At 71.2% G+C, this 23522-nt stretch carries 21 protein-coding genes; 4 read left to right on the top strand and 17 right to left on the bottom strand.

Annotated features, from left to right (window positions below; all coding sequences use genetic code 11):
* Positions 1 to 10: 10 nt before the first annotated feature.
* The 6 genes from BJP65_RS14730 to BJP65_RS14705 all read right to left on the bottom strand — a co-directional run bounded on the left by BJP65_RS14730 (position 11) and on the right by BJP65_RS14705 (position 8132).
* A complete protein-coding gene (locus BJP65_RS14730; protein WP_070409622.1) occupies positions 11 to 1243 on the bottom strand; it encodes a substrate-binding domain-containing protein in 1233 nt (410 codons plus the stop codon).
* Between the two features lie 74 nt (positions 1244 to 1317).
* Entirely contained in the window at positions 1318 to 2493 is a 1176-nt protein-coding gene (gene mmsB / locus BJP65_RS14725; protein WP_055839920.1) for a multiple monosaccharide ABC transporter permease, read from the bottom strand.
* A gap of 76 nt (positions 2494 to 2569) precedes the next feature.
* Positions 2570 to 4096: a multiple monosaccharide ABC transporter ATP-binding protein gene (gene mmsA, locus BJP65_RS14720; protein ID WP_055839923.1), complete on the bottom strand. Its 1527-nt coding sequence runs from the start codon at positions 4094 to 4096 to the stop codon at positions 2570 to 2572.
* A 160-nt stretch (positions 4097 to 4256) separates the two neighbouring features.
* Entirely contained in the window at positions 4257 to 5360 is a 1104-nt protein-coding gene (chvE, locus tag BJP65_RS14715) for a multiple monosaccharide ABC transporter substrate-binding protein (RefSeq protein WP_055839925.1), read from the bottom strand.
* 317 nt (positions 5361 to 5677) lie between these two features.
* Positions 5678 to 6703: a LacI family DNA-binding transcriptional regulator gene (locus BJP65_RS14710; RefSeq protein ID WP_070409621.1), complete on the bottom strand. Its 1026-nt coding sequence runs from the start codon at positions 6701 to 6703 to the stop codon at positions 5678 to 5680.
* 106 nt (positions 6704 to 6809) lie between these two features.
* Entirely contained in the window at positions 6810 to 8132 is a 1323-nt protein-coding gene (locus BJP65_RS14705; RefSeq protein ID WP_070409620.1) for a M20/M25/M40 family metallo-hydrolase, read from the bottom strand.
* An 80-nt stretch (positions 8133 to 8212) separates the two neighbouring features.
* Between BJP65_RS14705 and BJP65_RS14700 the strand changes: the two genes are divergently transcribed.
* Positions 8213 to 9196, top strand: coding sequence for a Gfo/Idh/MocA family protein (locus BJP65_RS14700; RefSeq protein WP_070409619.1), 984 nt, complete (start codon positions 8213 to 8215; stop codon positions 9194 to 9196).
* Positions 9197 to 9300: 104 nt separating this feature from the next.
* The gene (locus tag BJP65_RS14695; RefSeq protein WP_055839786.1) at positions 9301 to 10167 is read left to right on the top strand and encodes an NYN domain-containing protein; all 867 of its coding nucleotides are present in this window, start codon (positions 9301 to 9303) and stop codon (positions 10165 to 10167) included.
* Positions 10168 to 10311: 144 nt separating this feature from the next.
* Here the strand turns inward: BJP65_RS14695 and BJP65_RS14690 are convergent, their stop codons facing one another.
* Both BJP65_RS14690 and BJP65_RS14685 read right to left on the bottom strand, forming a co-directional pair.
* Positions 10312 to 10938 carry a hypothetical protein gene (locus tag BJP65_RS14690; RefSeq protein ID WP_070409618.1) on the bottom strand — a complete coding sequence of 209 codons (627 nt, stop codon included), beginning with the start codon at positions 10936 to 10938 and terminating at the stop codon, positions 10312 to 10314.
* A gap of 109 nt (positions 10939 to 11047) precedes the next feature.
* Positions 11048 to 12631 carry an ATP-dependent DNA ligase gene (locus BJP65_RS14685; RefSeq protein ID WP_070409617.1) on the bottom strand — a complete coding sequence of 528 codons (1584 nt, stop codon included), beginning with the start codon at positions 12629 to 12631 and terminating at the stop codon, positions 11048 to 11050.
* A 255-nt stretch (positions 12632 to 12886) separates the two neighbouring features.
* Here BJP65_RS14685 and BJP65_RS14680 point away from each other — a divergent pair, with 255 nt between their 5' ends.
* On the top strand, positions 12887 to 14536 hold the full coding sequence (locus BJP65_RS14680) for an ATP-dependent DNA helicase RecQ (protein ID WP_070409616.1): 1650 nt from the start codon (positions 12887 to 12889) through the stop codon (positions 14534 to 14536).
* A 120-nt stretch (positions 14537 to 14656) separates the two neighbouring features.
* Here the strand turns inward: BJP65_RS14680 and BJP65_RS14675 are convergent, their stop codons facing one another.
* The 3 genes from BJP65_RS14675 to BJP65_RS14665 are packed head-to-tail and all read right to left on the bottom strand — an operon-like array spanning position 14657 to position 16937.
* Complete coding sequence (locus BJP65_RS14675; protein WP_055839799.1) at positions 14657 to 15064, bottom strand: hypothetical protein; 408 nt, start codon at positions 15062 to 15064, stop codon at positions 14657 to 14659.
* A gap of 53 nt (positions 15065 to 15117) precedes the next feature.
* The gene (locus BJP65_RS14670) at positions 15118 to 15726 is read right to left on the bottom strand and encodes a DUF1349 domain-containing protein (RefSeq protein ID WP_070409615.1); all 609 of its coding nucleotides are present in this window, start codon (positions 15724 to 15726) and stop codon (positions 15118 to 15120) included.
* Positions 15723 to 16937 carry a DUF418 domain-containing protein gene (locus tag BJP65_RS14665; RefSeq protein ID WP_258027490.1) on the bottom strand — a complete coding sequence of 405 codons (1215 nt, stop codon included), beginning with the start codon at positions 16935 to 16937 and terminating at the stop codon, positions 15723 to 15725. Before BJP65_RS14665 ends, BJP65_RS14670 begins: the two co-directional genes overlap by 4 nt.
* 22 nt (positions 16938 to 16959) lie before the next feature.
* Between BJP65_RS14665 and BJP65_RS14660 the strand changes: the two genes are divergently transcribed.
* Positions 16960 to 17553: a TetR/AcrR family transcriptional regulator gene (locus BJP65_RS14660; RefSeq protein WP_083285882.1), complete on the top strand. Its 594-nt coding sequence runs from the start codon at positions 16960 to 16962 to the stop codon at positions 17551 to 17553.
* A 75-nt stretch (positions 17554 to 17628) separates the two neighbouring features.
* On the opposite strand, the gene BJP65_RS14655 is transcribed toward BJP65_RS14660, so the two are convergent.
* The 6 genes from BJP65_RS14655 to BJP65_RS14630 form a co-directional block, all read right to left on the bottom strand.
* Positions 17629 to 18384, bottom strand: coding sequence for an ABC transporter ATP-binding protein (locus BJP65_RS14655; RefSeq protein ID WP_070409613.1), 756 nt, complete (start codon positions 18382 to 18384; stop codon positions 17629 to 17631).
* On the bottom strand, positions 18381 to 19193 hold the full coding sequence (locus BJP65_RS14650) for an ABC transporter ATP-binding protein (protein WP_070409612.1): 813 nt from the start codon (positions 19191 to 19193) through the stop codon (positions 18381 to 18383). Before BJP65_RS14650 ends, BJP65_RS14655 begins: the two co-directional genes overlap by 4 nt.
* Positions 19190 to 20053, bottom strand: coding sequence for an ABC transporter permease (locus BJP65_RS14645; protein ID WP_070409611.1), 864 nt, complete (start codon positions 20051 to 20053; stop codon positions 19190 to 19192). The genes BJP65_RS14650 and BJP65_RS14645 overlap by 4 nt, the downstream gene beginning before the upstream one ends.
* Positions 20050 to 20997 (bottom strand): ABC transporter permease, encoded by a 948-nt coding sequence (locus BJP65_RS14640; protein WP_249405443.1) that lies wholly within the window; start codon positions 20995 to 20997, stop codon positions 20050 to 20052. Before BJP65_RS14640 ends, BJP65_RS14645 begins: the two co-directional genes overlap by 4 nt.
* A 32-nt stretch (positions 20998 to 21029) precedes the next feature.
* Positions 21030 to 22562, bottom strand: a complete 1533-nt coding sequence (locus BJP65_RS14635; RefSeq protein ID WP_070409610.1) for an ABC transporter substrate-binding protein — start codon at positions 22560 to 22562, stop codon at positions 21030 to 21032.
* A 102-nt stretch (positions 22563 to 22664) separates the two neighbouring features.
* Complete coding sequence (locus BJP65_RS14630) at positions 22665 to 23426, bottom strand: DUF1684 domain-containing protein (protein WP_070410043.1); 762 nt, start codon at positions 23424 to 23426, stop codon at positions 22665 to 22667.
* Between the last annotated feature and the right edge of the window lie 96 nt (positions 23427 to 23522).

Genomic DNA, 23522 nt, shown 5'->3' with positions numbered 1-23522 from the left:
CGCGTTCGGGTTATCCCGAAAGGTCGTCGGCGCGCAGCCAGCCGGAGTCCACCAGGGCGGTGTCGACGTCGTCGGTCCGGAGGATCTCGGGCGACCCGGTCGTGGCGTCGCCCTCCGGCGCGCGGCGGGCGAGCAGGGCGTCGATCGCGTCGACGGTCGCCGGCACGAGGGCCCGCGGGTCGGCGAAGACCGTCGCCGCCACCGCGCCGTCGTGCAGCGCCCGCGCCGTGACGGTGTCGGCGCCCGAACCGACCACGAGCGGGGCCGGCGCAGGAGCACCCGTCGACGAGGGAACGGGGGTGGGAGACGGCGAGGCGTCGTCGTCGACCGGCGGGTCGGTGGTCACCGCGGTCACGACGCCGCGCGTGACGGCGTCGCCCAAGGCCAGCAGTGCGGTGGGGGCCGGGTCGGAGCGGCCGAGCGCGCGAGCACGGTCCTCGGCCGCATCGGCGACGGCGAGGGGGTCGTCGGCGACCGCCGCCTCGTCCCACGTCGCTCCCGCCACGAGGGTGAGACGCCCGTCGGCGACGGCCGGAGCGAGGGTCGCCACGGCAGCGTCGTACCGACGCCGTTCCCAGGCGTCGTCGGTCGTCGCCGCGAGCACCGCGACACGGGCGGGCGCGACGACCGGAGCGGAATCGTCGGGGCTCGTCCCCGCGTCGGGCCCGGTGCTCTCGTCCGTGCCGGGGCCGGCGTCGGGCTCGATCGTCGCCCCGGCGTCGGACCCGGCGTCGGAGGGGCCGTCGCCCGGGTCGACGGCATCCGGGGTCACCTCGGGCAGCTCCGCGAGCAGAGCCTCAGCCTGCGCGCGACCCAGCTCCTCCGGCTCGACGACCGCGGTGAAGGCGATGGCGTAGGCGGTGGAGGTCCGCCCGAAGAGCACGACGGGGTCAGTCCCCTCGGACGGGGGCGCCGCCGCGGAGACGTCACCCGGCAGGGGCGCCACGATCACGGCATCCGCACCCTTCGTGCGCATGTTCTGCACCTGAGCGACCTGCGTGCGGGCGTCGTCGGCCGCGAACTGCAGGTCGACGCGATAGCCGCGGTCGCGCAGAGCCGCGGACAGGGCGTCGCCGGCCCGCACCCACTCGGCGTCGGCGGTCGAGGGAAGAGCGATGCCGATCACCCCGGCACCGTCGCTCGTCCCCGTGGTGCGCGCGGTCGTGGACGTGCAGCCGGCCAGGCCCAGGGCGAGGACGGCCACGAGGGCGGCGGCGCCGCGGAGCGGCGTGCGGGGGGTCACCCGCTCCATCCTGCCCCACACACGGGAAACGCCCCGTCGCGCGAGGCGACGGGGCGTTTCGGGACGAGCGTGGATCACCCGCGGGTGCGGTTCTTGTTCCACACGTCGAAGGCCACGGCCAGCAGCAGCACGAGACCCTTGATGAACTGCTGCACGTCGGTCGAGATACCCATGAGCGACATGCCGTTGTTGAGCACACCCATGACGAGACCACCGGCGATCGCGCCGACCACGCGGCCGACACCACCCTGAACGGCGGCACCACCGATGAACGATGCGGCGATGGCATCCAGCTCGAACAGGTTTCCGGCGCCCGGGCCGGCCGAGTTCAGGCGACCCGTGAAGACGATGCCGGCGAGGGCCGCGAGCACGCCCATGTTCACGAACAGCATGAAGTCGACGCGACGGGTGTTGATGCCCGACAGCTTCGCCGCGGTGCGGTTGCCGCCGATCGCGTAGATGTGGCGACCGAAGACGCTCCGGCTCATGACCGTCGAGTAGCCGATGACCAGCACGGCGAGCACGACGAGGACGATCGGGGTCCCGCGCGAGCCGGGAGCGACACCCAGCAGGTAGGTCAGGTACGCGATGAGCGCACCGCCACCGACGATCTTGAGGATGAACCACAGCTGCGGCTCGTTCTGCAGCTCGAGCGCGGCGCGCTTGGCGCGCTGGCGCACCTGCGACACGACGAACATGACCAGGGTCAGCACGCCGAGGGCGACGGTGATCCACTCGGCGGGCGAGCTGGCGGCTGGGAACAGGTCGGGGAAGAGGTAGCCACCGCCGAGCTGGCGGTACTCGGTCGGGAAGGGCGTGATCTGCGTGTTGCCCAGCGTCATCTGCGTGAGGCCTCGGAACAGCAGCATGCCCGCCAACGTCACGATGAACGCCGGGATGCCGATATACGCCACCCAGAAGCCCTGCCACATGCCGACCACGGCACCCAGGAGCAGCGACAGCAGGATGCCGAGCCACCAGGGCAGGCCCCACTGCACGATGAGCACACCCGAGACGGCACCGACGAAGGCCGCGACGGAACCGACCGACAGGTCGATGTGCCCGGCGATGATGATCATCACCATGCCGATCGCGAGGATCAGGATGTAGCTGTTCTGGACGATGATGTTCGACACGTTGCCCGCGGTGAGCAGACGACCGCCGGTCAACGCCTGGAACAGCAGGACGATGACGATCAGCGCGATGAAGATGCCGATCTCGCGCAGCCGAGAGGTGAAGAACTGCAGCATGCCGCCGGCACCGCTGCCGGTGCCGCCGCCGACGGGACCCTTCGGCGTGGCGGGACCCTGGGGGGTCACGGTGTTGTCAAGCGCTGACATGGTCGGCTTCCTTTTCCTTGGTCATGAGCACCATGAGGGCCTCGGGAGTGGCCTCTTCGATGGGCAGCTGGCCGGTGATGTGGCCTTCGCTGAGGGTGTAGATGCGGTCGCAGATGCCGAGGAGCTCGGGCAGCTCCGAAGAGATGACGAGCACCCCCTTCCCCTGCGCCGCGAGGGAGTTGATGATCGTGTAGATCTCGTACTTCGCGCCCACGTCGATGCCGCGGGTGGGCTCGTCGAGGATGAGCACCTCGGGGTCGGAGAACAGCCACTGCGACAGCACGACCTTCTGCTGGTTGCCGCCGGAGAGCTTTCCGACCACCACGTCGACGCTGGGCGCCTTGATGTTCATCGACTTGCGGTAGCGGTTCGCGACCAGGTACTCCTCGTCGCCGTCCACGAACCCGCCCTTGACCAGCTTGCGCATCCCGGCGAGCGAGATGTTGCGCTTGATGGTGTCGATGAGGTTGAGGCCGGCGCCCTTGCGGTCTTCCGTGACGTACGCGAGCCCGCTGCGGATGGCGGCGGGAACCGTGGAGGTGTCGGCCTTCTTGCCGTTGATGTAGACGGTGCCCGAGATGCGCGAACCGAAGCTCTTGCCGAACACGCTCATCGCCAGCTCCGTGCGACCGGCGCCCATCAAGCCCGCGATACCGACGACCTCGCCGGCGCGCACCGTCAGGTTGGCCTCGTGGATGACGACGCGGTTGGCGTCGGTGGGGTGACTGACGTTCCAGTCCTCGATGCGCAGCACCTCGTCGCCGATCTCGACGTCGCGGTCGGGGTAGCGGTTCTCGAGCTCGCGGCCGACCATCCCGCGGATGATCCGGTCCTCGCTCGTGCCGCCGGTGGCGACATCCAACGTCTCGATCGTGCGACCGTCGCGGATGATCGTGACCTCGTCGGCGATCGCGCGGATCTCGTTGAGCTTGTGGCTGATGATGATGCAGGTGATGCCCTGCCCGCGCAGGTGACGGATCAGGTCGAGCAGGTGCTCGGAGTCGTCGTCGTTGAGGGCGGCGGTGGGCTCGTCGAGGATGAGGAGCTTGACGTCCTTCGACAGCGCCTTCGCGATCTCGACGAGCTGCTGCTTGCCGACACCGATCTCGTTGACGGGCACGTCGGGGCTGTCGCCCAGACCCACACGGGCGAGGAGCTTCGAGGCCTCGCGGTTCGTGGCATCCCAGTCGATGAGACCGCGGTGCGTGATCTCGTTGCCGAGGAAGATGTTCTCGGCGATGGACAGGTAGGGGCTGAGGGCCAGCTCCTGGTGGATGATGACGATGCCGGCGGCCTCGCTGTCGCGGATGTCCTTGAACTCGACGGTGTTGCCGTCGAAGACGATCTCGCCGCGGTAGTCGCCCGCGGGGTACACACCGCTGAGCACCTTCATGAGGGTCGATTTACCGGCGCCGTTCTCGCCGCAGATGGCGTGAACCGTCCCGCGCGCGACGGTCAACGACACGTCGGCGAGCGCGATGACGCCGGGGAACTCCTTGGTGATCGAGCGCATCTCGAGGATGGTGCTCACGAGGTCCTCCTTGCAGAACCGGCTCGTGGCCGGTCGGGATGATGGGGCGGGGGCGCCGCGCGCCGACCCGCAGGAGCCTCCGCCGCGACCCGGTCGGGCCGCGGCGGAGGCGGGGTGGGAGGGTCGGAACCCTCCCGGGGGATCAACCCAGGTCGGCCTCGGTGTAGTAACCGCTGTCGATCAGGAGTTCCTTGTAGTTGTCCTTCGTGACGATCGTCGACTCGAGGAGGTACGAGGGGACGACCTTCTTGCCGTTGTCGTAGGTCTTCTCGTCGTTGACCTCGGGGGTCTCGCCCTTGCGGATGTCGTCGACCATGGTCACGGCCTGCTTGGCGAGCTCGCGCGTGTCCTTGAAGATCGTCGAGTACTGCTCACCGGCGATGATCGACTTGATCGAGCCGGCCTCGGCGTCCTGACCCGTGATGACCGGCAGCGCGTTCGCCGCGTAGCCGCCCGAGGTGAGGGCCGAGATGATGCCGATCGACAGGCCGTCGTAGGGCGAGAGCACGCCGTCGAGCTTGGTGCCGCCGATGACGGTGAGGATGTTCTCCATGCGCTTCTGCGCCGTCTCGGGCAGCCAGCGGAGGATGGCCGCCTGGCCGAACTCGGTCTGGCCGGAGGGAACCGTCAGCACACCCTTGTCCATGTAGGGCTTGAGGGTGTCCATGGCGCCGTTCCAGAAGTACGTGGCGTTGTTGTCGTCGGGGCTACCGGCGAACAGCTCCACGTTGAACGGGCCGGCGGCGCCGGTCTCGGCGCCCGACGCGTCGAGCACGCCGAGGCCGGTCAGGAGCGACGTGGCCTGCTGGACGCCGACCTTGTAGTTGTCGAACGTCGTGTAGTAGTCGACGTTCTCGGTGCCGTTGATCAGGCGGTCGTACGCGATGACGGGGATGTCGGCGTCCTTGGCCTGCTGCAGCACGTCGGTGAGCGTGGTGCCGTCGATCGAGGCGACGATGAGCGCCTTGGCGCCCGAGGTGATCATGTTCTCGATCTGCGAGACCTGCGTGGGGATGTCGTCGTTCGCGTACTGCAGGTCGACCTGGTAGCCGAGCTCTTCGAGCTGCGACTTGACGTTGTTGCCGTCGGCGATCCAACGCTCCGACTGCTGGGTCGGCATGGCGACGCCGATGATGCCGCCGGCTTCTGCCGAGTCGCCGCTGCCGGCGCCGGTGCGGTCTCCCGCGCAACCGGCCAGGCCGATGCCGAGCGCGAGGACGCCCGCTCCTGCGATCGCCTTGAGCATGCTGTGCTTCTTCACTCTGGTTCCCTCCGTTGGGTGTTTGTCGCGATGTCTCCCGAGGAGCCCATCGCGGGCAGTGCTGACGACGCACGTCGGGCGCACGGTCGGCGGGGCGAAACGGAGGCGGTCGATGAGGCGGGTCACCCGCGTCGTTCGAAACGTCTTCGTCTCGACGGATCCGCTCCGCAGCGAGTCCCGTCGGCCGTGTGACCCGGTCATGTGACCGTTCACATTGTGTGAGTGATGCTACCTCGCGCTGAGCAGTGGCTGTCAAGTCCCGATGCGTTCGCGGTCCAGCCGTTGCCGAAACGTGACGAAAGTCACCACGACGGCGGAGCCGTCGACGAGCGCACGATCAACCGCAGGTGATCGGGCTCGCCCGCGGCGATGTCCTCCACGTCGACCCCGAGGGCGGTGAGCAGATCGATCACGGCGCGCGTGCCGATGCCGGCGAAGTCCTGCCGCACCGTCGTCAACGGCGGCCACAGGTGCGCCGATTCGGGAACGTCGTCGAAACCGACCACCGAGATGTCCTCGGGCACCGAGCGACCTATGGCGCGAACGGCATGCATGAACCCCAGGGCCATATGGTCGTTGCCGGCGAAGACCGCGGTGGCATCCTCGGTGCGCAACAGCTCGAGCCCCGCCTCGAAGCCGAACTGCGCGCTCCAGTCCCCCAGCACCGGCGGCCGGGGGGAGAGATCGTGGGCGTCCATCTCGGCGAGGTACCCGCGCATCCGATGGTCGGCCTCGACCCAGTCGCGGGGCCCGGCGATGTGCAGGATGCGGGTGTGCCCCAACTCGATGAGATGACGCACCGCCGCCCGCGCGCCGGCGGTCTGGTGGTTGTGCGACGAGGTCGTGCCCGTCGACGACACGATCTGCACGGGCACCGGGAGCTGCAGCTCGTCGAGGATCGGCAGCACCCGCGTCTGGGGGGCGACGGCGATGAGCCCCTCCACCGACTGCTGCATGAGGTGGTCGATCGAGGCGCGCACGTCGTCGGGCGCGCTGGTGGCGAGGTTGGTCACCGTCAGGCGGTATCCGGCCGCGCGCGCGGCCGACTCCACGGCCTGGATCATGGTCGCGACACCGAACGTCGTGGTGCGCGGACCGAGGACGCCGATCAACCGGGAGCGACTGGTGGCGAGGGCCCGGGCCGCCTGGTTCGGCACGAACTTCAGCTCGGCGATCGCGGAGCGCACCTTCGCGGCCGTCTCGGGTCGCAGCTGCGGGCTGTTGTTGATGACACGCGAGACCGTCTGATAGGACACCCCCGCCAGACGGGCGACGTCGCGGATGCTCGGGGCGCGGCCCGGTGCTTCCGGGATGTCGGTATCGCTCATGGTCCGCCTCGTCGCGGGTCGCGCGCTGTTGCGTGACCGGTCACACGAGACTAACCGACGCGCCCGCCTCCCCCGTCGGCCGAGGTTTCCCCCCGTCCACGGGGCGTCAGGACTCCAGCAGAGCGCGGTAGAACCGGATGCCGCGGAGCCACACGTCCACGCGGATGCGCTCGTTCGGAGCGTGCAGCGCGTCACGCTCCGCGCGGGTGAGGTGGAACGGCGCGAAGCGGTACACGGCGTCGGTAAGACCGGTGTAGAAGCGGCTGTCGCTGGCGCCGAGCTGCAGATAGGGCAGCGCGACCACGTCGTGGCCGAGGGTCGCCGACACCGTCGCCGACAGTCGCCGCCAGGCCTCGCCCCGCCACGGCGACACCGGCGAGGGTTCCCCGCCGTGGCGCAGCTCGATGTCGACGAGCGGGTCGGCAACCGCGCGGCGGAGATGGATCGCCACATCGGCGAGGGTGTCGCCGGTGAGCAGGCGGACGTTGACCCCGGCGCGGGCGACCGTGGCCAGCACGTTGTCGCCCGCCGCTCCCTCGAGACGGGTGACGACGGCGGTGGTGCGCACGAGCGCGTTCGTCTCGGGGCCGACCCGCGCCAGCGCCCTCGTCAGCAGGGGCGCCGTGACACGGCCGTGCCGGAACACCGTGCCCAGCGGGGGCGCGGCGTGGGCCGCCGCCGTCGCGAGCATGGCCCGCACGGGTGGGGCGAGGCGCAGCGGGAACGGGCGGCGACGCAGGCGATCGACGGCCCGGGCGAGACGGGCCGTCGCGGGCATGGCGGGCGGCGTCGAGGCGTGTCCGCCGGCCTCGCGCGTCACGAGGTCGAACGTCGCGACTCCGCGTTCGGCGACGCCGATCATGGCGGTGGGCGCGGCGACGCCGGGGACGGCTCCCTCCACCACCGCTCCCCCCTCGTCGAGCACCAGGGCCGGGCGCACGCCCCGCTCGGCGAGCAGCGTGGCCATGGCCTGGGCCCCCGTGCCGCGGGTCTCTTCGTCGTGACCGAGGGCGAGCCAGATGTCGGTGCGCGGGACGACCCCGTCGGCCAGGGCCTGCTCGACCGCCTCGAAGATGGCGACGAGGGCGCCCTTGTCGTCGATCGCCCCTCGGGCGTGAATCGTCCGGTCAGCGCCCTCGCCCACGATCTCGGCCGAGAACGGTGGATGCCGCCACTGCTGCCCCTCGACGGGGACGACGTCCTGGTGCGCGAGGAGCACCAGGGGCGCGGCGTCGGTCTTTCCCGCCCAGCGGTAGAGCAGCGACCGCCCCGCGACGACCTCGCGCTCGAGTCGGCTGTGGACGAGCGGATAGAGGCGTTCGAGCGCGGCGTGGAACGCGGCGAAGGGCTGGTCGTCGACGTCGACGGGGTCGAACCGCGACACCGTCGCGATGGCCAGGAGCTCGCGGAAGCGCTCGACGGGCGTCATGCGACGAGCCTAGACGGCCGCTCCTGTCGCCGTGCGGCCCGGCGGGCCCCCGGAGGGTTGCGCGCCGATACGGTGGGGTTATGACCGGACTGCACTGGGGCATCCTCGCCACGGGCGGCATTGCGCACGCCTTCACCTCCGACCTGCGTACCGCGGGTCTCCACGTCGCCGCCGTCGGCTCACGCCGCATCGAGAGCGCTCGAGAGTTCGCCGAGACCTACGGCATCCCGAACGCGCACGGCTCGTACGACGACCTCGTCGCCGACCCCACGGTCGACATCGTGTACATCGCCACCCCGCACCCCGGCCACGTCGACACGGCGCTGCTCGCCCTCGACCACGGCAAGCACGTGCTGGTCGAGAAGCCGTTCACGCTCAACGAGGTCGAAGCCGCCGCCATCCGCGACAAGGCCGCCGAGAAGGGTCTGCTCGCCATGGAGGCGATGTGGACGCGCTACCTGCCGCACATGGTGCGCATCCGCGAGATCCTCGCCGCGGGAACGCTCGGCGAGATCCGCGTGGTGTCGGCCGATCACACGCAGAAGATCTCCACCGACCCCGCGCACCGCCTCAACGCGCTCGAGCTCGGCGGCGGTGCGCTGCTCGACCTCGGCATCTACCCGATCTCGTTCGCCGTCGACGTGCTCGGCCTTCCCGAGCGCATCACCGCGCTGGCGCGCCTGTCGGATGCCGGGAGCGACGCCGAGGTCGCCACGGTGTTCGCCCACGCCGGCGGCGCGGTGTCGACCACCGTGTCATCGTCACGGGGCGCCGGCACCAACTCGGCGCAGATCGTCGGCACCGAGGCCCGCATCGAGATCGATCGGGTCTGGTACACCCCGACGTCGTTCCGCGTCATCACACCCGACAACGCGGTGGCCGAGCAGTTCACGAGCGAGGTCGAGGGACGCGGCATGCAGTATCAGGCCCTCGCGGCCGAGCGTCTGATCGCCGCGGGCGCCACGTCGAGCGACGTGCAGCCGATCGATGAGACCGTGGCGATCATGGGCGTGCTCGACGAGGTGCGCCGGCAGATCGGCGTCGTTTACCCCGGGGAGCGCTGAGCACGCCTCACGGTCCCGGCACGCGCGGGGCGGCACACGCGGGCGGCACGCCGGCAGGGGTGTCGACTACCCATGGACCGCGGGGACGGGTCAGACTGGACGGTATGCCCGATACGCAGACCGCCCGCGTCGCCGTCTACCTCGACTTCGACAACATCGTGATGTCCTGGTACGACAGAGTGCACGGGCGCAACGCCTACTCCCGTGATCGGCAGAAGATCGCCGAGAACCCCATGGATCCCGAGATCGCCGAGCGTCTCACCAAGGCGACGATAGACGTTGGCGCGGTCATCGACTACGCGGCCTCGTTCGGCACCCTCGTGCTCACGCGCGCCTACGCCGACTGGTCGGCGCCCGTGAACGCCGAGTACCGCTCGCAGCTGGTCGCGCGCGCGGTCGACCTCGTGCAGCTGTTCCCCGCCGCGGCGTACGCCAAGAACGGCGCCGACATCCGTCTCGCGGTGGATGCCGTGGAGGACATGTTCCGCCTGCCCGACCTGACCCACGTCGTCATCGTCGCCGGTGACAGCGACTACGTTCCCCTCGCCCAGCGCTGCAAGCGGCTCGGACGCTACGTCGTCGGCGTCGGCGTGGCGGGGTCGACCGCGAAGTCGCTCGCGGCCGCCTGCGATCGCTTCGACGCCTACGACTCGCTGCCCGGCATTCCGAAGCTGGCCGAGACGAAGAAGGACAAGGATGCCGCTCCCTCGCGGCCGCGCACCCGGAGTCGTTCGAAGGATCCCGCGGTCGACCTGCTCGAGCGCGCCATGCAGCTCGAAGCCGAGCGCGCGGACGGCGAGTGGCTGCACGCGTCGGCGGTGAAGGACCTCATGAAGCGTCTCGACCCCTCGTTCAGCGAGAAGGCCCTCGGGTTCCGCAGCTTCTCGGACTTCTTGAAGGCGCAGACCGCCCACGTCGAGGTCGACGAGGAGTCGAACGTCGTGCAGGTGAAGGCCGTCACGCGGAGCTGACCCGGGCGACGGGGGATCCCGTCGGCCGAGGTTCCGGAGGCGGGGATTCCCGCGACCGGGACCCCGTCGACGGGAAGCCCGGCGACGGGGATCGCGGCGACGGCGCGCCCGATGCGCCGACGCCGGGCTCCGCGCGCGGGGGCCTCAGCGCCTCTCGGCGCCCGGGGCGACGTGGGCGAGCACGCGGTCCCAGACCGACGTCAGCGTCACGTGGCCGTTGACCGATCCGATCTCGTCGTCGGGCACGATCTGCATCTCGGCCGACCGCATCCGCTCGACGTACCACTCGGCATCGCCGGTCGCCGCGGGACCGTCGCCGCCGACGATCACGAGCGCCTCCGCGTCGAGATGGTCGAGCAGGGGCGTGCGCAGATCGCGGCTGAGCGGGTCGGACGGGCTCTCGACCCCCACGATCGCCAGGCGATCGACGACGGGACCCATCGCCGCGGCCAGGTAGATCGCGATCGCTCCCGCCGACCGCTCCCCCACCAGGCCGACGGGGACTCCCGGGGCCTCGCGCTCGACAAGCTCACGCAGGGCGTCGACGGTGAGCGCGGCGGGGGTCTGCCCGCCGAACACCGGCGGGTCTTCCAATTCGGGGGCGTCGAGACCGACCGCGATGATGCGCACGTCGTAGCCCGAGGTCACCCGAGAGTCGGGGTCGGTCGTGGACACATCGCCGGTGCGCAGCACGAACACCGCGCGCGGAGCTCCGGGAGTGCCGAAGCTGCGGTAGCCGAGCTCACCGTCGAGCCAGGGGGCCAGACTCATCGAGGGGTCCTTTCGTCGTGCTGTCGTGTCGTCCCCGGCGGGGAGAAATCATCGGGGCGGTCGGCTCGTCCGTCAGCCGGCCGTTGGTCGAGCGTCGTCGGTCGAGCCGTCACTCGGCGGTCGCGTCACCGTCACTGCTGCCCGAGCCCACGCCGTCACTACCGCCCGCGCCCGCGGGGAGCATCGCCCGCAGGGTGTCGATCGTGTCGGCGTCGACCGCCGTCTTGTCGGGACGGTATGCCTTCACCCGGGCGAAGCGCAGCGCCACGCCGCCCGGATACCGCACCGATCGCTGCACCCCGTCGATCGCGATCTCGACGACCGTATCGGCGACGACCCGGATGCCGCCCGGCACCGCTCCCGTCTCGCGCTCGGCGAAGTGCGCGGTCTGCCACCGCAGGGTCTCGTCGGTCAGGCCCTTGAAGGTCTTGCCGACCATGACGAAACCGCCGGGTTCGCCGAAACGACCCTCGGGATCGCGCGCCCCCAGGTGCAGGTTCGAGAACCACTCCGCGCGACGCCCCGAACCGCGTTCGACGCCCAGCACGACCAGGTCGAACGTGTGCACGGGTTTGACCTTGAGCCAGCTCTTGCCGCGTCGACCCGCGGAATAGCTCGCGTCGAGGCCTTTCACCATCACGCCCTCGTGCCCCGCGTCGAGAGCGGCGCGGGCGAAGGCGTCTGCTGCGTCGGCGTCGTCGGTCAGCAGGGCGGGGATACGGTAGGCGCCGGCCACGCGCTCCAGCTCGTCGAGGCGGGCCTCGAGGGGGTCGTCGATCAAGTCGCGCCCGTCGACGTGCAGGATGTCGAAGAACCAGGGGCGCAGGGCGATCTCCCGTGCCGTCTCGGCCCCGAAACGCGCCATCGTGTCTTGGAACGGACGCGGGGCACCGTCGTCGTCGAGCGACAGCGTCTCGCCGTCGAGGATCACGTCGTCGACCGGCAGCGCGCGCGCGACCTCGACGATCTCGGGCACGCGGTGCGTGACGTCGGCGAGCGTGCGCGTGTAGACCGTGACCTCGTCGCCGTGTCGGTGCACCTGCACCCGCGCACCGTCGAGCTTGTACTCCACCGAGGCGCGACCGGCCGTCTGCAGCGCCTCGGCCACGGTCGCCGCGGTCGAGGCGAGCATGGGCTGCACGCCGCGACCGACGACGAGGCCCACGGCGCTGAGATCGTCGACCGACCCGGTGAGCGCGACGCGAGCCGTCTCGCCGAGATCGCCCGACAGCATGGCCGCCCGACGCACGAGCGCGCCGTCGCGGTCACCGGCCCGGGCGATGGCATCCACGAGCACGCCCTCGAGCGCGCCGGTGCGCAGCTCGCCCGTCATGATGCGGATGAGCAGGTGCCACTCGTTCGCGGTGGCCCGCGAGGCGAGATCGTCGAGCAGCCCCGTGCGGACCGCCGCCGACCCCGCTCCCCCGACCTCGACCAGGCGCGAGAAGGCGTCGTCGACGTCGCCGACGGTGAGCGTCGAGGTGTCGGCGTGCTCGCCGCCGCGTGCCGAGAGCGTGCGCCACCCGACGCCCAGGCGACCCTGGCGCGGAGACGCGGTCAGCAGCCCCACGGCGGGCTCGATCTCGTCGGGGGCGAGCGCGCGCAGCACCGCGGCGAGCGCGTCGACCTTGGCCAGGCGGGATCGGGTACCCGTGACCGTCGTGAGGGCCGTGTCGATATCGCCGAGGAGCATGTCGGCATCCTGGCATCCCCCTCCGACATCGCCCGTCGGCTTGCGCGGGCGGGGCGGTCGTGGCATCGGGGGTGACCGGGGCGCCAGGTCGCACGGCTGCGTCGTGAGCCCGGCCGATCGTGCCGCCCCCCGCACGCCCGCCCTGGTGAGCGAGCCCCGCGACACCGCTCATCACACGTCGCCTCGGCTCGCAACCCCCGACTCGATGTCGGAGGTTCGGGGTGTGCTGGACGCCTCCCCCAGGAATGAGGCCCCGTGAACGCTCCCGCCACCCTCGAACAGTCCGCCCGCACCGCCCGCGACGTCTTCGGCTGGGACGACCTGCTGCCGGGCCAGGCCGAGGCGATCGACGCGGTCGTGAGCGGCCGCGACACCCTGGTGGTCTTCCCCACCGGTGCCGGCAAGTCGGCCGTGTACCAGATCGCCGGGTGCGAGCTCGGCGGGGTCACGGTCGTCATCTCGCCCCTGCTGGCCCTCCAGCGCGACCAGATCGACTCCATCGACGCGGCTCCCGACGCCCCCGCCGCCGTCGCCCTGAACTCCCGGGCCGGTGCCGCCGCGCGCGCCACGGCGTGGGCGGCCATCGAGGGCGACGAGGCGGTCTACGCCTTCCTGGCCCCCGAGCAGCTCGCGAACCCCGAGGTGTTCGACCGCCTCGCGAACGCCGACGTGCGGCTCATCGTCGTCGACGAAGCGCACTGCGTCTCGGCATGGGGGCACGACTTCCGCCCCGACTACGCGCGGATCGGCGACGTCGTCGACGCACTCGGCCACCCTCCCGTGCTGGCGTTGACGGCCACGGCATCCGCCCCCGTCCGTGACGACATCGTCGCCAGCCTGCGCATGCGCGAGCCGCACCTCGAGGTGCGGGGCATGGACCGCCCCGAGATCCACATGGCCGTGCGGCGACACGAGCACGACGCCGACAAGCGTCGCGCCGTCCTCGCCGACGTGCAGGATGCCGGCGGCCCTGCGCTGCTGTACGTGGCGACCCGCAAGGGAACCGAGACCTACGCCGACGAGCTGGGCGCACTGGGTCTGCGGGCGGCGGCCTACCACGGGGCCATGGCGCAGAAGCGGCGCGACGAGGTGCACACGGCGTGGAGCGCGGGCGAGCTCGACGTGGTCGTGGCGACCTCGGCGTTCGGCATGGGCGTCGACAAGAGCGACGTGCGCCTGGTCGTGCACGCCGACGTCACCGAGTCGCTCGACTCCTACGCGCAAGAGATCGGCCGGGCGGCGCGCGACGGTCAGCCGGCGCGGGCGATCCTGCACTACCGCGCCGAGGACTTCTCGCTCCGGTCGTTCTTCGCGGGCGGCCACACCAAGCGCGCCGACATCGCGGGCGTCTGGGACGTGCTGCAGCGCGCCGACAGGCCGATGCGCGCGAAGGACATCGCCGACGAGGGCGGTCGTTCCGTGCGCGCCATCGGCCGGGTGCTGAACCACCTGGTCGCGTGCGATCTGGCCGTATCGGGGGCCGAGGGCGTCTCGATCCTGGCGAAGGTCTCGGCCGGTGACGCGGTGAGCGCCGTGCGTGAGCGCGACGAGGCCGAGGAGCGCATCCGCGCGTCGCGCATCGAGATCATGCGCGGCTACGCCGAGACGGTCCACTGCCGACGCCGGGCCCTGCTCGAGTACTTCGGCGTCGAGACCCCGAGCCACTGCGGATCGTGCGACCGCTGCGACACCGGAGCCGCCGCGCCGATCGACGAACCGGCCGCCGCGGCCGACACCGACGGCATCCGCATCGACTCCACGGTCGAACACGGCGAGTTCGGCGTGGGCACGGTCATGGCGATCGAAGACGACCGCCTGACGGTGTTCTTCGCCGATCACGGCTACAAGGTTCTCGCTCGCGCGGCGTTCGAGCGCGGCATCCTCGAACTCGGCGAGGCGGCGTAGTCGCGGCGGGTCCTTCTTCGCGGCCGGACCGCGCGCAGGATCGACCGCGTCGGTGACACCCGCCCTGGGTGCAGCGCAGGGGTCACCGCGGCGAGGACAGGCTCCGGGCGCGGCGCGGGGTCATCGAGCCCGCGTCGACCACCACGCCCACGCCACGAGCGGTACCTGCAGGAACAGCCGCGCGAAGCGGGCACGGTCGGTGTTCAGACCCGGCGCCGAGCGCCCGGTGCGCCACTGGTGCACGTTCCCCGGGAACACGGCGACGAAGAACGCGGCGATCGCGGCTCCGATGCGGCCGCGCTCGCGCGGCAGGGCGACCAGTGCGGTGCCGAGCAGCACTTCGACGGCGCCGGATGCCACGACGATGGCGTCCTTGTCGAGGTGCAGCAGGCGGGTGGCCCACCCCGGGACGACGATGCGATAGCCCCGGCGCCCCCACGTCACGTGGCTGACGCCGGCGCCGACGAGCAGCAGAGCCAGGCCGCCGCGGGCGACGGAGCGGATGGTGAGACCTCGACGTCGTGCCATCGGGTCAGTCTGCCATCCGTGCCGGGGCGCGGGGTCGCCGCGCGGATCGCGACTCAGCTCAGGTCGCGCAGGTCGGTCAGCGAGCGAGACGCGAAGGCGATCTCGTCGAACACCGCCGTCGCGCCGGGCCCCATCGGCGCCTGCGCGAGAAAGCCCACCGCGACCGCCGTCGACTCGGCACCCAGGCGGAAAACCCGCACGAAGTGCCACGACACCCCGTCGAGCGAGAAGTGGAAGACGAAGGCCGGGCCGGTGCGCGCGACACGCAGCCACACCGCGTCGGTCGTGAAGACCGGCCCGTTCGCATCGTCGGAGAACCCGTCGGTCACGACGCTGACGACCATGGCCTCCCCCTGCGGGGAGTACTCGTTGCAGAGCTTCGCCCACCGGTCGGGATCGGACCAGAGCGCGAGTGCTCCCGCGTCGAAGGTCGAACGCGCGCCGACCACGCGCACACGCGCCGAGAGGACGAAGTCGGTCTCCGGTGCGGCGAAGGCGAGCGCCGTCGCGCCGTGCTGGGCCGCACCGCCCGCCGAGTCGTTGGTCCAATCGACGCCACCGGCCGACCGCAGGGTCAGCGCGCGCGCGGTCTCGTCGTACTCGGCGTCGCCGTCGACGCCGGTCCAGTGCAGGGCGGGGAGGCCGGGGAGAGAGATGGTCACGACGGCACCCTATCGGTGCGGTCGCTCGGCGTCGCCGACGCGCCGCCGCGGCGGGGTCGCGTGCCGAGGTCGGCCGCCGCGCGCCACAACCACTCGACCGGACCGGCCGAGAACCGCCGAAGCCACAGGTGCGCCGCGGCCGCGACGACCGCGGTGATCACGAGGAAGGCCGCCACCGTCACCGGCACGCGCCAGGGCGCGAGGGTGGACGCGAGCCCGAAGCCCCAGCCGTAGAAGAGCGCCCCGCCGAGGAGGTTCTGCAGCAGGTAGGCGCTGAGCGCGACCCGGCCGATCTCGGTGGCGCGGCGGGCGAACCACCCGCCGGTGCCCCGACGCACGCAGAGCTCGACCACGAGCCCCAGGATGCCGAGAGCCACGACCGGGGCGACCACGTACCGCTCGAGCAGCAGCCCGGCGGAGGTCGCCGACAGCGCGAGGACGAGGTCGACGGGAGCCGCGCAGAGCCCGACGATCATGAGTCGGCGGCGCAGTCGAGCGCCCTCGGCCGCGAACACCCCCGCCCGCAGAAGTGCGGCGCCGGCGAGGAACATCGCCAGCGAGAGGAAGCCGATCAGCACGGGTTCGGCGCGGAAGACCGCCGCGTTGTCGAGGCGGAACGCGGCGAGACCCAGGAACGATGCGTCGGCGTAGGGGCTGGGCTCGGACGGCAGCGGGAGGTCGGCATCCGCCCCGGGAAGAACGGTCAGCACCAGGACGAGGAGCGACATGACCGCGAGGTGGATGCCGCCGAAGACGACGATGAGGGCTCGTTGGGCCCGCGGGCGCGTCAGGAGCAGGAACGACACGACCGCGGCGGTGACGGCGTACCCCATCAGCACGTCGAACTCGGCGATGAGGACGTAGTTCACGACGCCGTCGACGAAGAGCAGGGCGGCGCGCCACAGATAGCGCCCGGGCCACCGTCGCTGCTGCCGCACAGCCGAGCGGTGCTGGATCGCGAGTCCGACCCCGAAGGTCAGCGAGAGCAGGGCGAGGAACTTGCCCTGCGCCAACGCCATGAGGGCCAGCTGCGTCGTCGCCGCCGCGGAGGATTCGCTCGACAGCACCGGCGCACTGAGCATGCCGAGCAGGCCCCAGGGGTGCGAGAAGACCCAGACGTTGGTGGCGAGCGTGCCGACGATGGCGATTCCACGCACGACGTCGAGGGCGGCGAGACGGCCCCGATCCGGCAATACGTTCGTATTGTTCACGGCTTCACCGTAGCCTACGACGGTGGATGAATCAGCCCCCTCTTCTGCGCGCGGAGGAAAAGACGCCATCGCCGAGGCGGTGCTGCGCGTGCTCTCGACGGGCGGGGCCGACGACCTGAGCGTGCGCAAGGTCGCCGCCGAGGCGGGCGTCTCGGTCGGGGCGGTGCAGCACCACTTCCCCACGCGCGCCGCGCTGATCATCGGGGCGATGGATGCCGTGAACGCCCTGTTCCGCGCGCGTATCCGCTCCGCACTGGCCGAGGCGGCCACCGCGCGGGAACGCCTCTCCACCGTGTGCGAGGAGCTGGCCTGCCTCGGCGACGCCGGTCCGCGCGACGCCATCGTCTGGACGGCCTTCGCCTCGCGCGCCGGAACGGACCCCCGGGTGCGCGACATCCACGTGCAGGGCTGGCGAGCGGCCGAGGGTTTCGTCGAGACCCTGTTGACGGAGGCCTACCCCGACGCCGGCATCACGCCCGACGACGCCGCACTCCTGCTCGCCACCCTCGACGGCATCGCCGTCGCGAGGGGCGCGGAGGGCGATGCCCGCATGGCGCGCGACCGCGCGCGGCGGATCATCGCCGCCGTACTGGCCCCGTTCGCCGACCGGCGGTGACGGCCGCCCCTGTCGCCGAGACGCCCGTCGCCGTACGCCGCGCGCACCCGACGCCGCCGCTCCGGGCCGTTCAGCTCAGAGAGGAAGCCTCGGTACCGAGGCCAGCAGTCGGGCCGTGTAGGGATGCTGAGGGCGCGAGAGCACCCCGGCCGTCTCGCCCACCTCGACGATCCGGCCGCCCTCGAGCACGGCGATCCGCGCGCACAGGGCCGACACGATCGTGAGGTCGTGCGAGACGAGCAGCATGCCGATGCCGCGCTCGCGGGCGAGCGAGCGGAGCAGGTCGATCACCTGCATGCGCACGCTCGTGTCGAGGGCGCTGACGGGCTCGTCGGCCAGCAGCAACCGCGGCGACGGGGCGAGCGCGCGGGCGATGGCGATCCGCTGCCGCTGGCCGCCCGAGAACGCGTCGGGGTAGCGCTCGGCCGCGTCGGCGGGCAGGCCCACGTCGGCGAGCAGGCCCGCCACCCGGGCGCGCCGGTCGCCGTCGATGCCGAGCGATCGCAGCGGTTCGGCGATGGCGTCGCCGACCTTCATGCGCGGGTCGAGCGATGAGAACGGATCTTGGTAGATCGGTTGCACGGCCAGGCGGAAGGACCGCAGCGCCACGCGGCGAGCAGGCAGCGGCGCGCCCTCGAAGTGGACGGTGCCTCTCGTGGGCGCGCGGAGTCCGAGCGCGAGCTGCAGCAGCGACGATTTGCCGGCTCCCGACTCCCCCACCAGGCCGACGCTCTCGCCGGGGGCGATCGCCAGCGACACGTCTGTCAGCACGGGGCGGTCGGCCCGGTACGCGAAGTCGACGTGATCGAGCGACAGGATCGGGACCGTCATCGCGTCTCCTTCGGCAGCAGATCGTCGAGGGCGCGGGATGCGGCGACGAGCTCGCGCGTGTAGGGCTCGACCGGCGCCGAGACGAGCGTCGCGGTGTCGGCGACCTCGATCTGTCGCCCGCCCTTCATCACGAGCACCCGGTCGGTCATCCTGGTGACCACGGGGAGGTCGTGGCTGATGAACAACAGCGCCATGCCGCGTTCGGTGACCTCGCGCTGCAGCAGATCGAGGACGCCGGCCTGCACCGTCACGTCGAGGGCGGTCGTCGGCTCGTCGGCGATGAGCAGGTCGGGAGAGCCCGCCAGGGCGAGGGCGATCGCGACGCGCTGGCGCTGGCCGCCCGAGATCTCGTGGATGTACGACCGCGCGACGCGCTCGGGCTCGGCGAGCTTCACGTCGGCGAGCGCGTCGAGGACGGCGCGCTTCAGCTCATCGCCGCGCAGTCCCCGGTGCCGGCGCAGGGGCCAGGCGAGCTGTCCGCCCACGCGCATGAGCGGATCGAGCGAGGCCAACGGCTCCTGGAACACCGCGCCGAGGACCGTGCCCCGGACGCCGTCGAGCGTGCGCTGCGATGCCGCCACGGCATCCACGACGCCCTCCGACGAGCGGACGCGAACCGCTCCGCGGGCACGGAGCGGATGGGCGAGCAGGCCCAGCGCGGCGAGGGCGGTGAGCGACTTGCCCGACCCGGACTCGCCGATGATGCCGACCCGCTCGCCCGGGGCGACCGAGAGCGAGACGGATTCGACGAGGGCGCGGTCGTCGAGATCGACGCCGAGGTCATCGAACTCGAGCAGGGGCGCGGTCATCGGATGCTCCTCGAGGCGGGGTCGGCGACGTCGCGCACGCCGTCGGCGAGCAGGTTGATGCCGATGATCGTGGCGACGAGCAGGATGCCGGGGAGCAGCGCCGCCGTCGGAGCGATCGTCACGGTGCTCTGGGCCTCCTGCAGCATGCGGCCCCAGGACGCGTTCGGCGGCGGCGAGCCCAGGCCGAGGTACGACAGGGACGCCTCGGCGATCACGGCGCCGCCGAACTGGAGGGCCAGCGGCACGATCAGCGTCGGCCAGACGTTCGGAAGCACGTGCCGCCAGACGATGCCGAAGGTGCCGGTGCCGGACGTGCGGGCGGCCGTGACGAAATCCCGCCCGAGCACCCGAACGGCCGTGACGCGGGTCAGCCGCGCGATCACGGCGGATCCGGCGAGGCCGATCGCGAGGATCGCCGACTCCACCGACGCTCCGCGCCACGCGACGATGAGCATGGCCAGCAGCAGCGTGGGGAAGGCGATCGCGATGTCGAGAAGGCTCGAGATCGCGTCGTCGATCACGCGACCTGTCACCGCGGCGACGAGGCCGACGACGATACCGACGACCGCGGCGATCACGACGGACCCGACGCCCACGAGCATCGCCAGGCGCGCCCCGATCATCAGCTGAGAGAAGAGGTCGCGACCGAGCCGGTCGGTGCCCGCCCAGTGCTCCGCGCCCGGTGGGAGCAGACGGCCACCGCCGGTGTCTTCGGGGGCGAACGGCGTCCAGAACGACGAGACGATCGCGATGATCGCGATCGCGCCGAACAAGACCGCGCCGATGGTCAGGTTCAGCGAGCGGCGACGCCGGGGGGCGGGGCGCTGCGCCACGATGACGACGGGGGGAACGGCGCTCATGCGACGGCCTTCGCCCGGCGGTTGCCCGACAGCGTCCCCCGCAGGCGCGGGTCGATGAGACGTTGAGCGACGTCGGCGACGAAGCCGAGCAGCAGCACGAGGGCGGTCGAGAACAGGATCACTCCCTGCACGCTGGGGAAGTCCTGCTCGCGAATGGCGACGAGGAGCATGTCCCCGAGTCCGGGGAGGGCGAACACGCGCTCGATGATGACCGCGCCGACGAACGTCGTCGACAGTTGGATGGCGAGGATCGAGATCACCGGCACGACCCCGTTGCGGATGCCGTGTCGCCACAGCGCCGTCGAGAAGCTCTGCCCCGTGGCCCGGGCGGCGCGCAGGTACTGCTGGCCGAGCACGTCGAGCGTCGCGCTGCGCACGTAGCGGGCCAGGTCGCTGCCGGCGACGATGGCGATGGTCAGCACGGGGAGGGTCAGGGCGAACAGAGCGGCGCCCGGATCCTCCCAGTCGCGACGGGGGAAGCCACCGGCGGGGAACAACCGCCAGTTCAGCGAGAGCACGCCCACGAGCAGGATGCCGACCCAGAAGACCGGCACGGCTCCGCCCAGCTGCGACAACGCCGAGAACGTGGTGCCGTACCAGGTGCGCGACTTCCACGCCGCGAGGAACCCGACCGGCACCGCGATGATGACCGACAGCGCGAACGACAGCAGCGTCAACGGCAGGGTGACGTTCAGCCGGCGGAGGATCTCGTCTCCCACCGACAGTCGGTTGGTGAAGCTCTGCCCCAGATCGAGTGTCGCGAGCTGGCCGACGTAGTCGACGAACTGCACCCAGATCGGCCGGTCGACGCCCAACCGGGCTGCCGCCGCCTGGATCTCGGCATCCGTCGCCCCCACCGAGATGAGAGCGAAGACGGGATTGCCGAGCACGCGCAGCACGACGAACAGGATCACCACGGCCAGCGCGAACGCCAGCAGCAGCAATCCTGTCCGTCGAATCAGATATCGCCCGATGATCAGGCCTTCTGGATGCCGTAGACGTAGAACAGCGAGTTCAGGCCGTTCTCGGGCACGCCCGTCACGCCGGGCGCGGCCACGCGCAGCTGCGGGTTGAGGTACAGCCAGACGCTCGCGGCGTCGTCGGAGATCTGCTGGTTGACCTGACGGATGAGCGCGGTCTGCTCCTCGACGCTGCCGGCCGCCTCGGACTCCGCCAGCCACCGCTGCACATCGGCGTTGTCGTAGCCCCAGTAGAAGTCGGGGTTGCCGTAGAAGTTGATGTCGCGGTCGTTGACGTGGCCCTGGAGCGTCGCCTGGAAGTCCTTGTCGGTGTAGACCTGCTGGTACCACTGGTCGTCGGTGATGATCTCGATGTCGACCGTGATGCCGACCTTGGCCAGCTCCGACTTCAGGAACTCGGCGACCGTGGAGTGCACGCCCGAGTCGGGCGTCTTGATCGAGAACGTGAACCCGCCCGCGTACCCCGCCTCGGTGAGCAGCTGCGCGCTGAGGGCCGGGTCATAGGGGTTGTTGTCGGCGAGGTCGATGTACCACGGCTCCGACGGCGGGACCATCGAGCCGATGAGCTGGCCGCGGCCGTCCCAGATGGCATCCAGCAGCTTCTGCCGATCGATCGCCGAGTAGATCGCCTTGCGCACCTTCACGTCGTTGAACGGCTCGACGCGGTCGTTGAAGGCGAGCAGCTCCTTGGTGGTGGAGGTGCCCTCGATGATCTGGAAGCCCGCCGCCTCGAACTCGGCCAGACTGTCGGGGTTGGCCTGGCTCGTGACGAGGTCGACGGCGCCGGTGAGCAGCGCGTTGTTCAGCGCGGTGGGGTCGGCGTAGTACTGGTAGACGACGCCTCCGTTGGCGGGCGCGTCCGCCCAGTAGTCGGGGAACACGTCGAGGCTGATCGAGTCGCCCTTGCGGTAGTCGGCCAGCTCGTAGGGGCCGGTGCCGTCGGCAGTGGCGGTGAGGTCGCCCGCCTCGGAGTTGACGATCCAGACGTAGCCGAGGTTGTAGGTGAAGCTGATCGACGGCTGCTTCAGCGTCACCTCGACCGTCGAATCGTCCACCGCGGTCGCGGTGTCGATGACGCTCAGCTGACGCTTGCGCGCGGCGATGGAGTCGTCGCCGATGAAGCGCTCGAGGCTGTAGACCACGTCGGCGGCGGTGAGGGCCTTGCCCGAGTGGAAGGTGGCGTCGCGCAGCGTGAACGTGTAGGTCAGGCCGTCATCCGACACCGCGGTCTCGGCCGCGAGCAGGGGCTCGACCTCGGCGTCGTCGGTGATCTTGAACAGACCCTCGTAGACATTGCCGGTGAACACCTCGGTGACGCCCGACGACCCGCCGAAGATCTGGTCGAGGTTGGTGGGCTCGTTCTGCGAGCCGACGATGATCTCGGCCTGCGGGTCGGACGCACCGCCCGAGGCGGAGCCGTCGCCCGAGGCGGAACCGCCTCCGGCGGCGCATCCGGCGAGCACGAGCAGTCCGGCGGTGGCGACCGCGATGGCGGCGCCGAGGCGGGTGGAGCGGAAGCGTGAGGACACGTCGATTCCTTCTGGTGGTGAGGGGCGGGGACGCGCCGGGTGCTGTGGGCGCGGGTGGGGCGGGGTGAGGGATGCCAGGGGGCTGGCGGCATCCGGATCGGGTCAGGGGTGGAAGTCGCCCTCGAAGCGCACGCGCTTCTCGCCCGCGCGAACGGGGAACGGCAGACGGTTCTGCGCGGGCGGAAGCGGGCAGTTCATCTGGCTGGAGAAGCCGCACGGCGGGACGATGGCGCGGTTGAAGTCGACGTCGATCTCGACGCTCTCTCCCGCGGCCAGGGGGCGGTCGGATGCCGGGCGGTCGAGGAAGAGGAAACGCCCGGCGCCGTAGCTCTCCACCCCATTGGTCGTGTCGCCGAAGACCAGCTGCAGCTTGGCCGTGCCCGCGTAGGTCGTGTCGAAGGCGGCCAGGCGGAACTCGCGACCATCGACCTCGAAGACCAGATCGCCCGAGACGGGGAGGGCGCGCGTCGCACCGTCATCGCGAATGTGCTCGAACGGAACCACGCGCTCTTCGTCGACGAGCTCGAAACGTCCCCGCAGAACCCACGACGGGTCGTAGTCGTAGGTCTCGATCGCCTCGAACGCCTGGTTGGCGGGGGAATCGCGCCGCCAGATGCGGTACCCCTGCTGCGTCTCGCCCGAGTCGATGTCGGCGCGCTGCAGGCGGGTGAGCAGCGCGTCGTCGGGATGACCCTCGCGGGCGGCGGCGTCGTCGACGGCCGGGGCGCCGGCGGGCGACCAGTGGGTCAGGACGAGAGCGAGCGGCCCCTGCGGGGCGGTGACGGCGGCGTGGCGCGCGGCGATCCACTGGGCGTGGGCGGCCGGAGCCGTGTCGTTCGAGGCGGTGGGGGGCGAGGAGGACATCATCATCAGTCTCACAACGCCGCGCCCGTCGCGAGAAATTCCGTGACGGACTGTTTCCGTCCGAGAGCCCGGAAGGTGCCCCTCCCGCACGGTCCG

It is taken from the genome of Microbacterium sp. BH-3-3-3 (genome assembly GCF_001792815.1).
GTDB lineage: Bacteria > Actinomycetota > Actinomycetes > Actinomycetales > Microbacteriaceae > Microbacterium.
The sequence above is the reverse complement of the archived record's forward strand: the minus strand, read 5'-3'. Positions and strand labels throughout refer to the sequence as shown.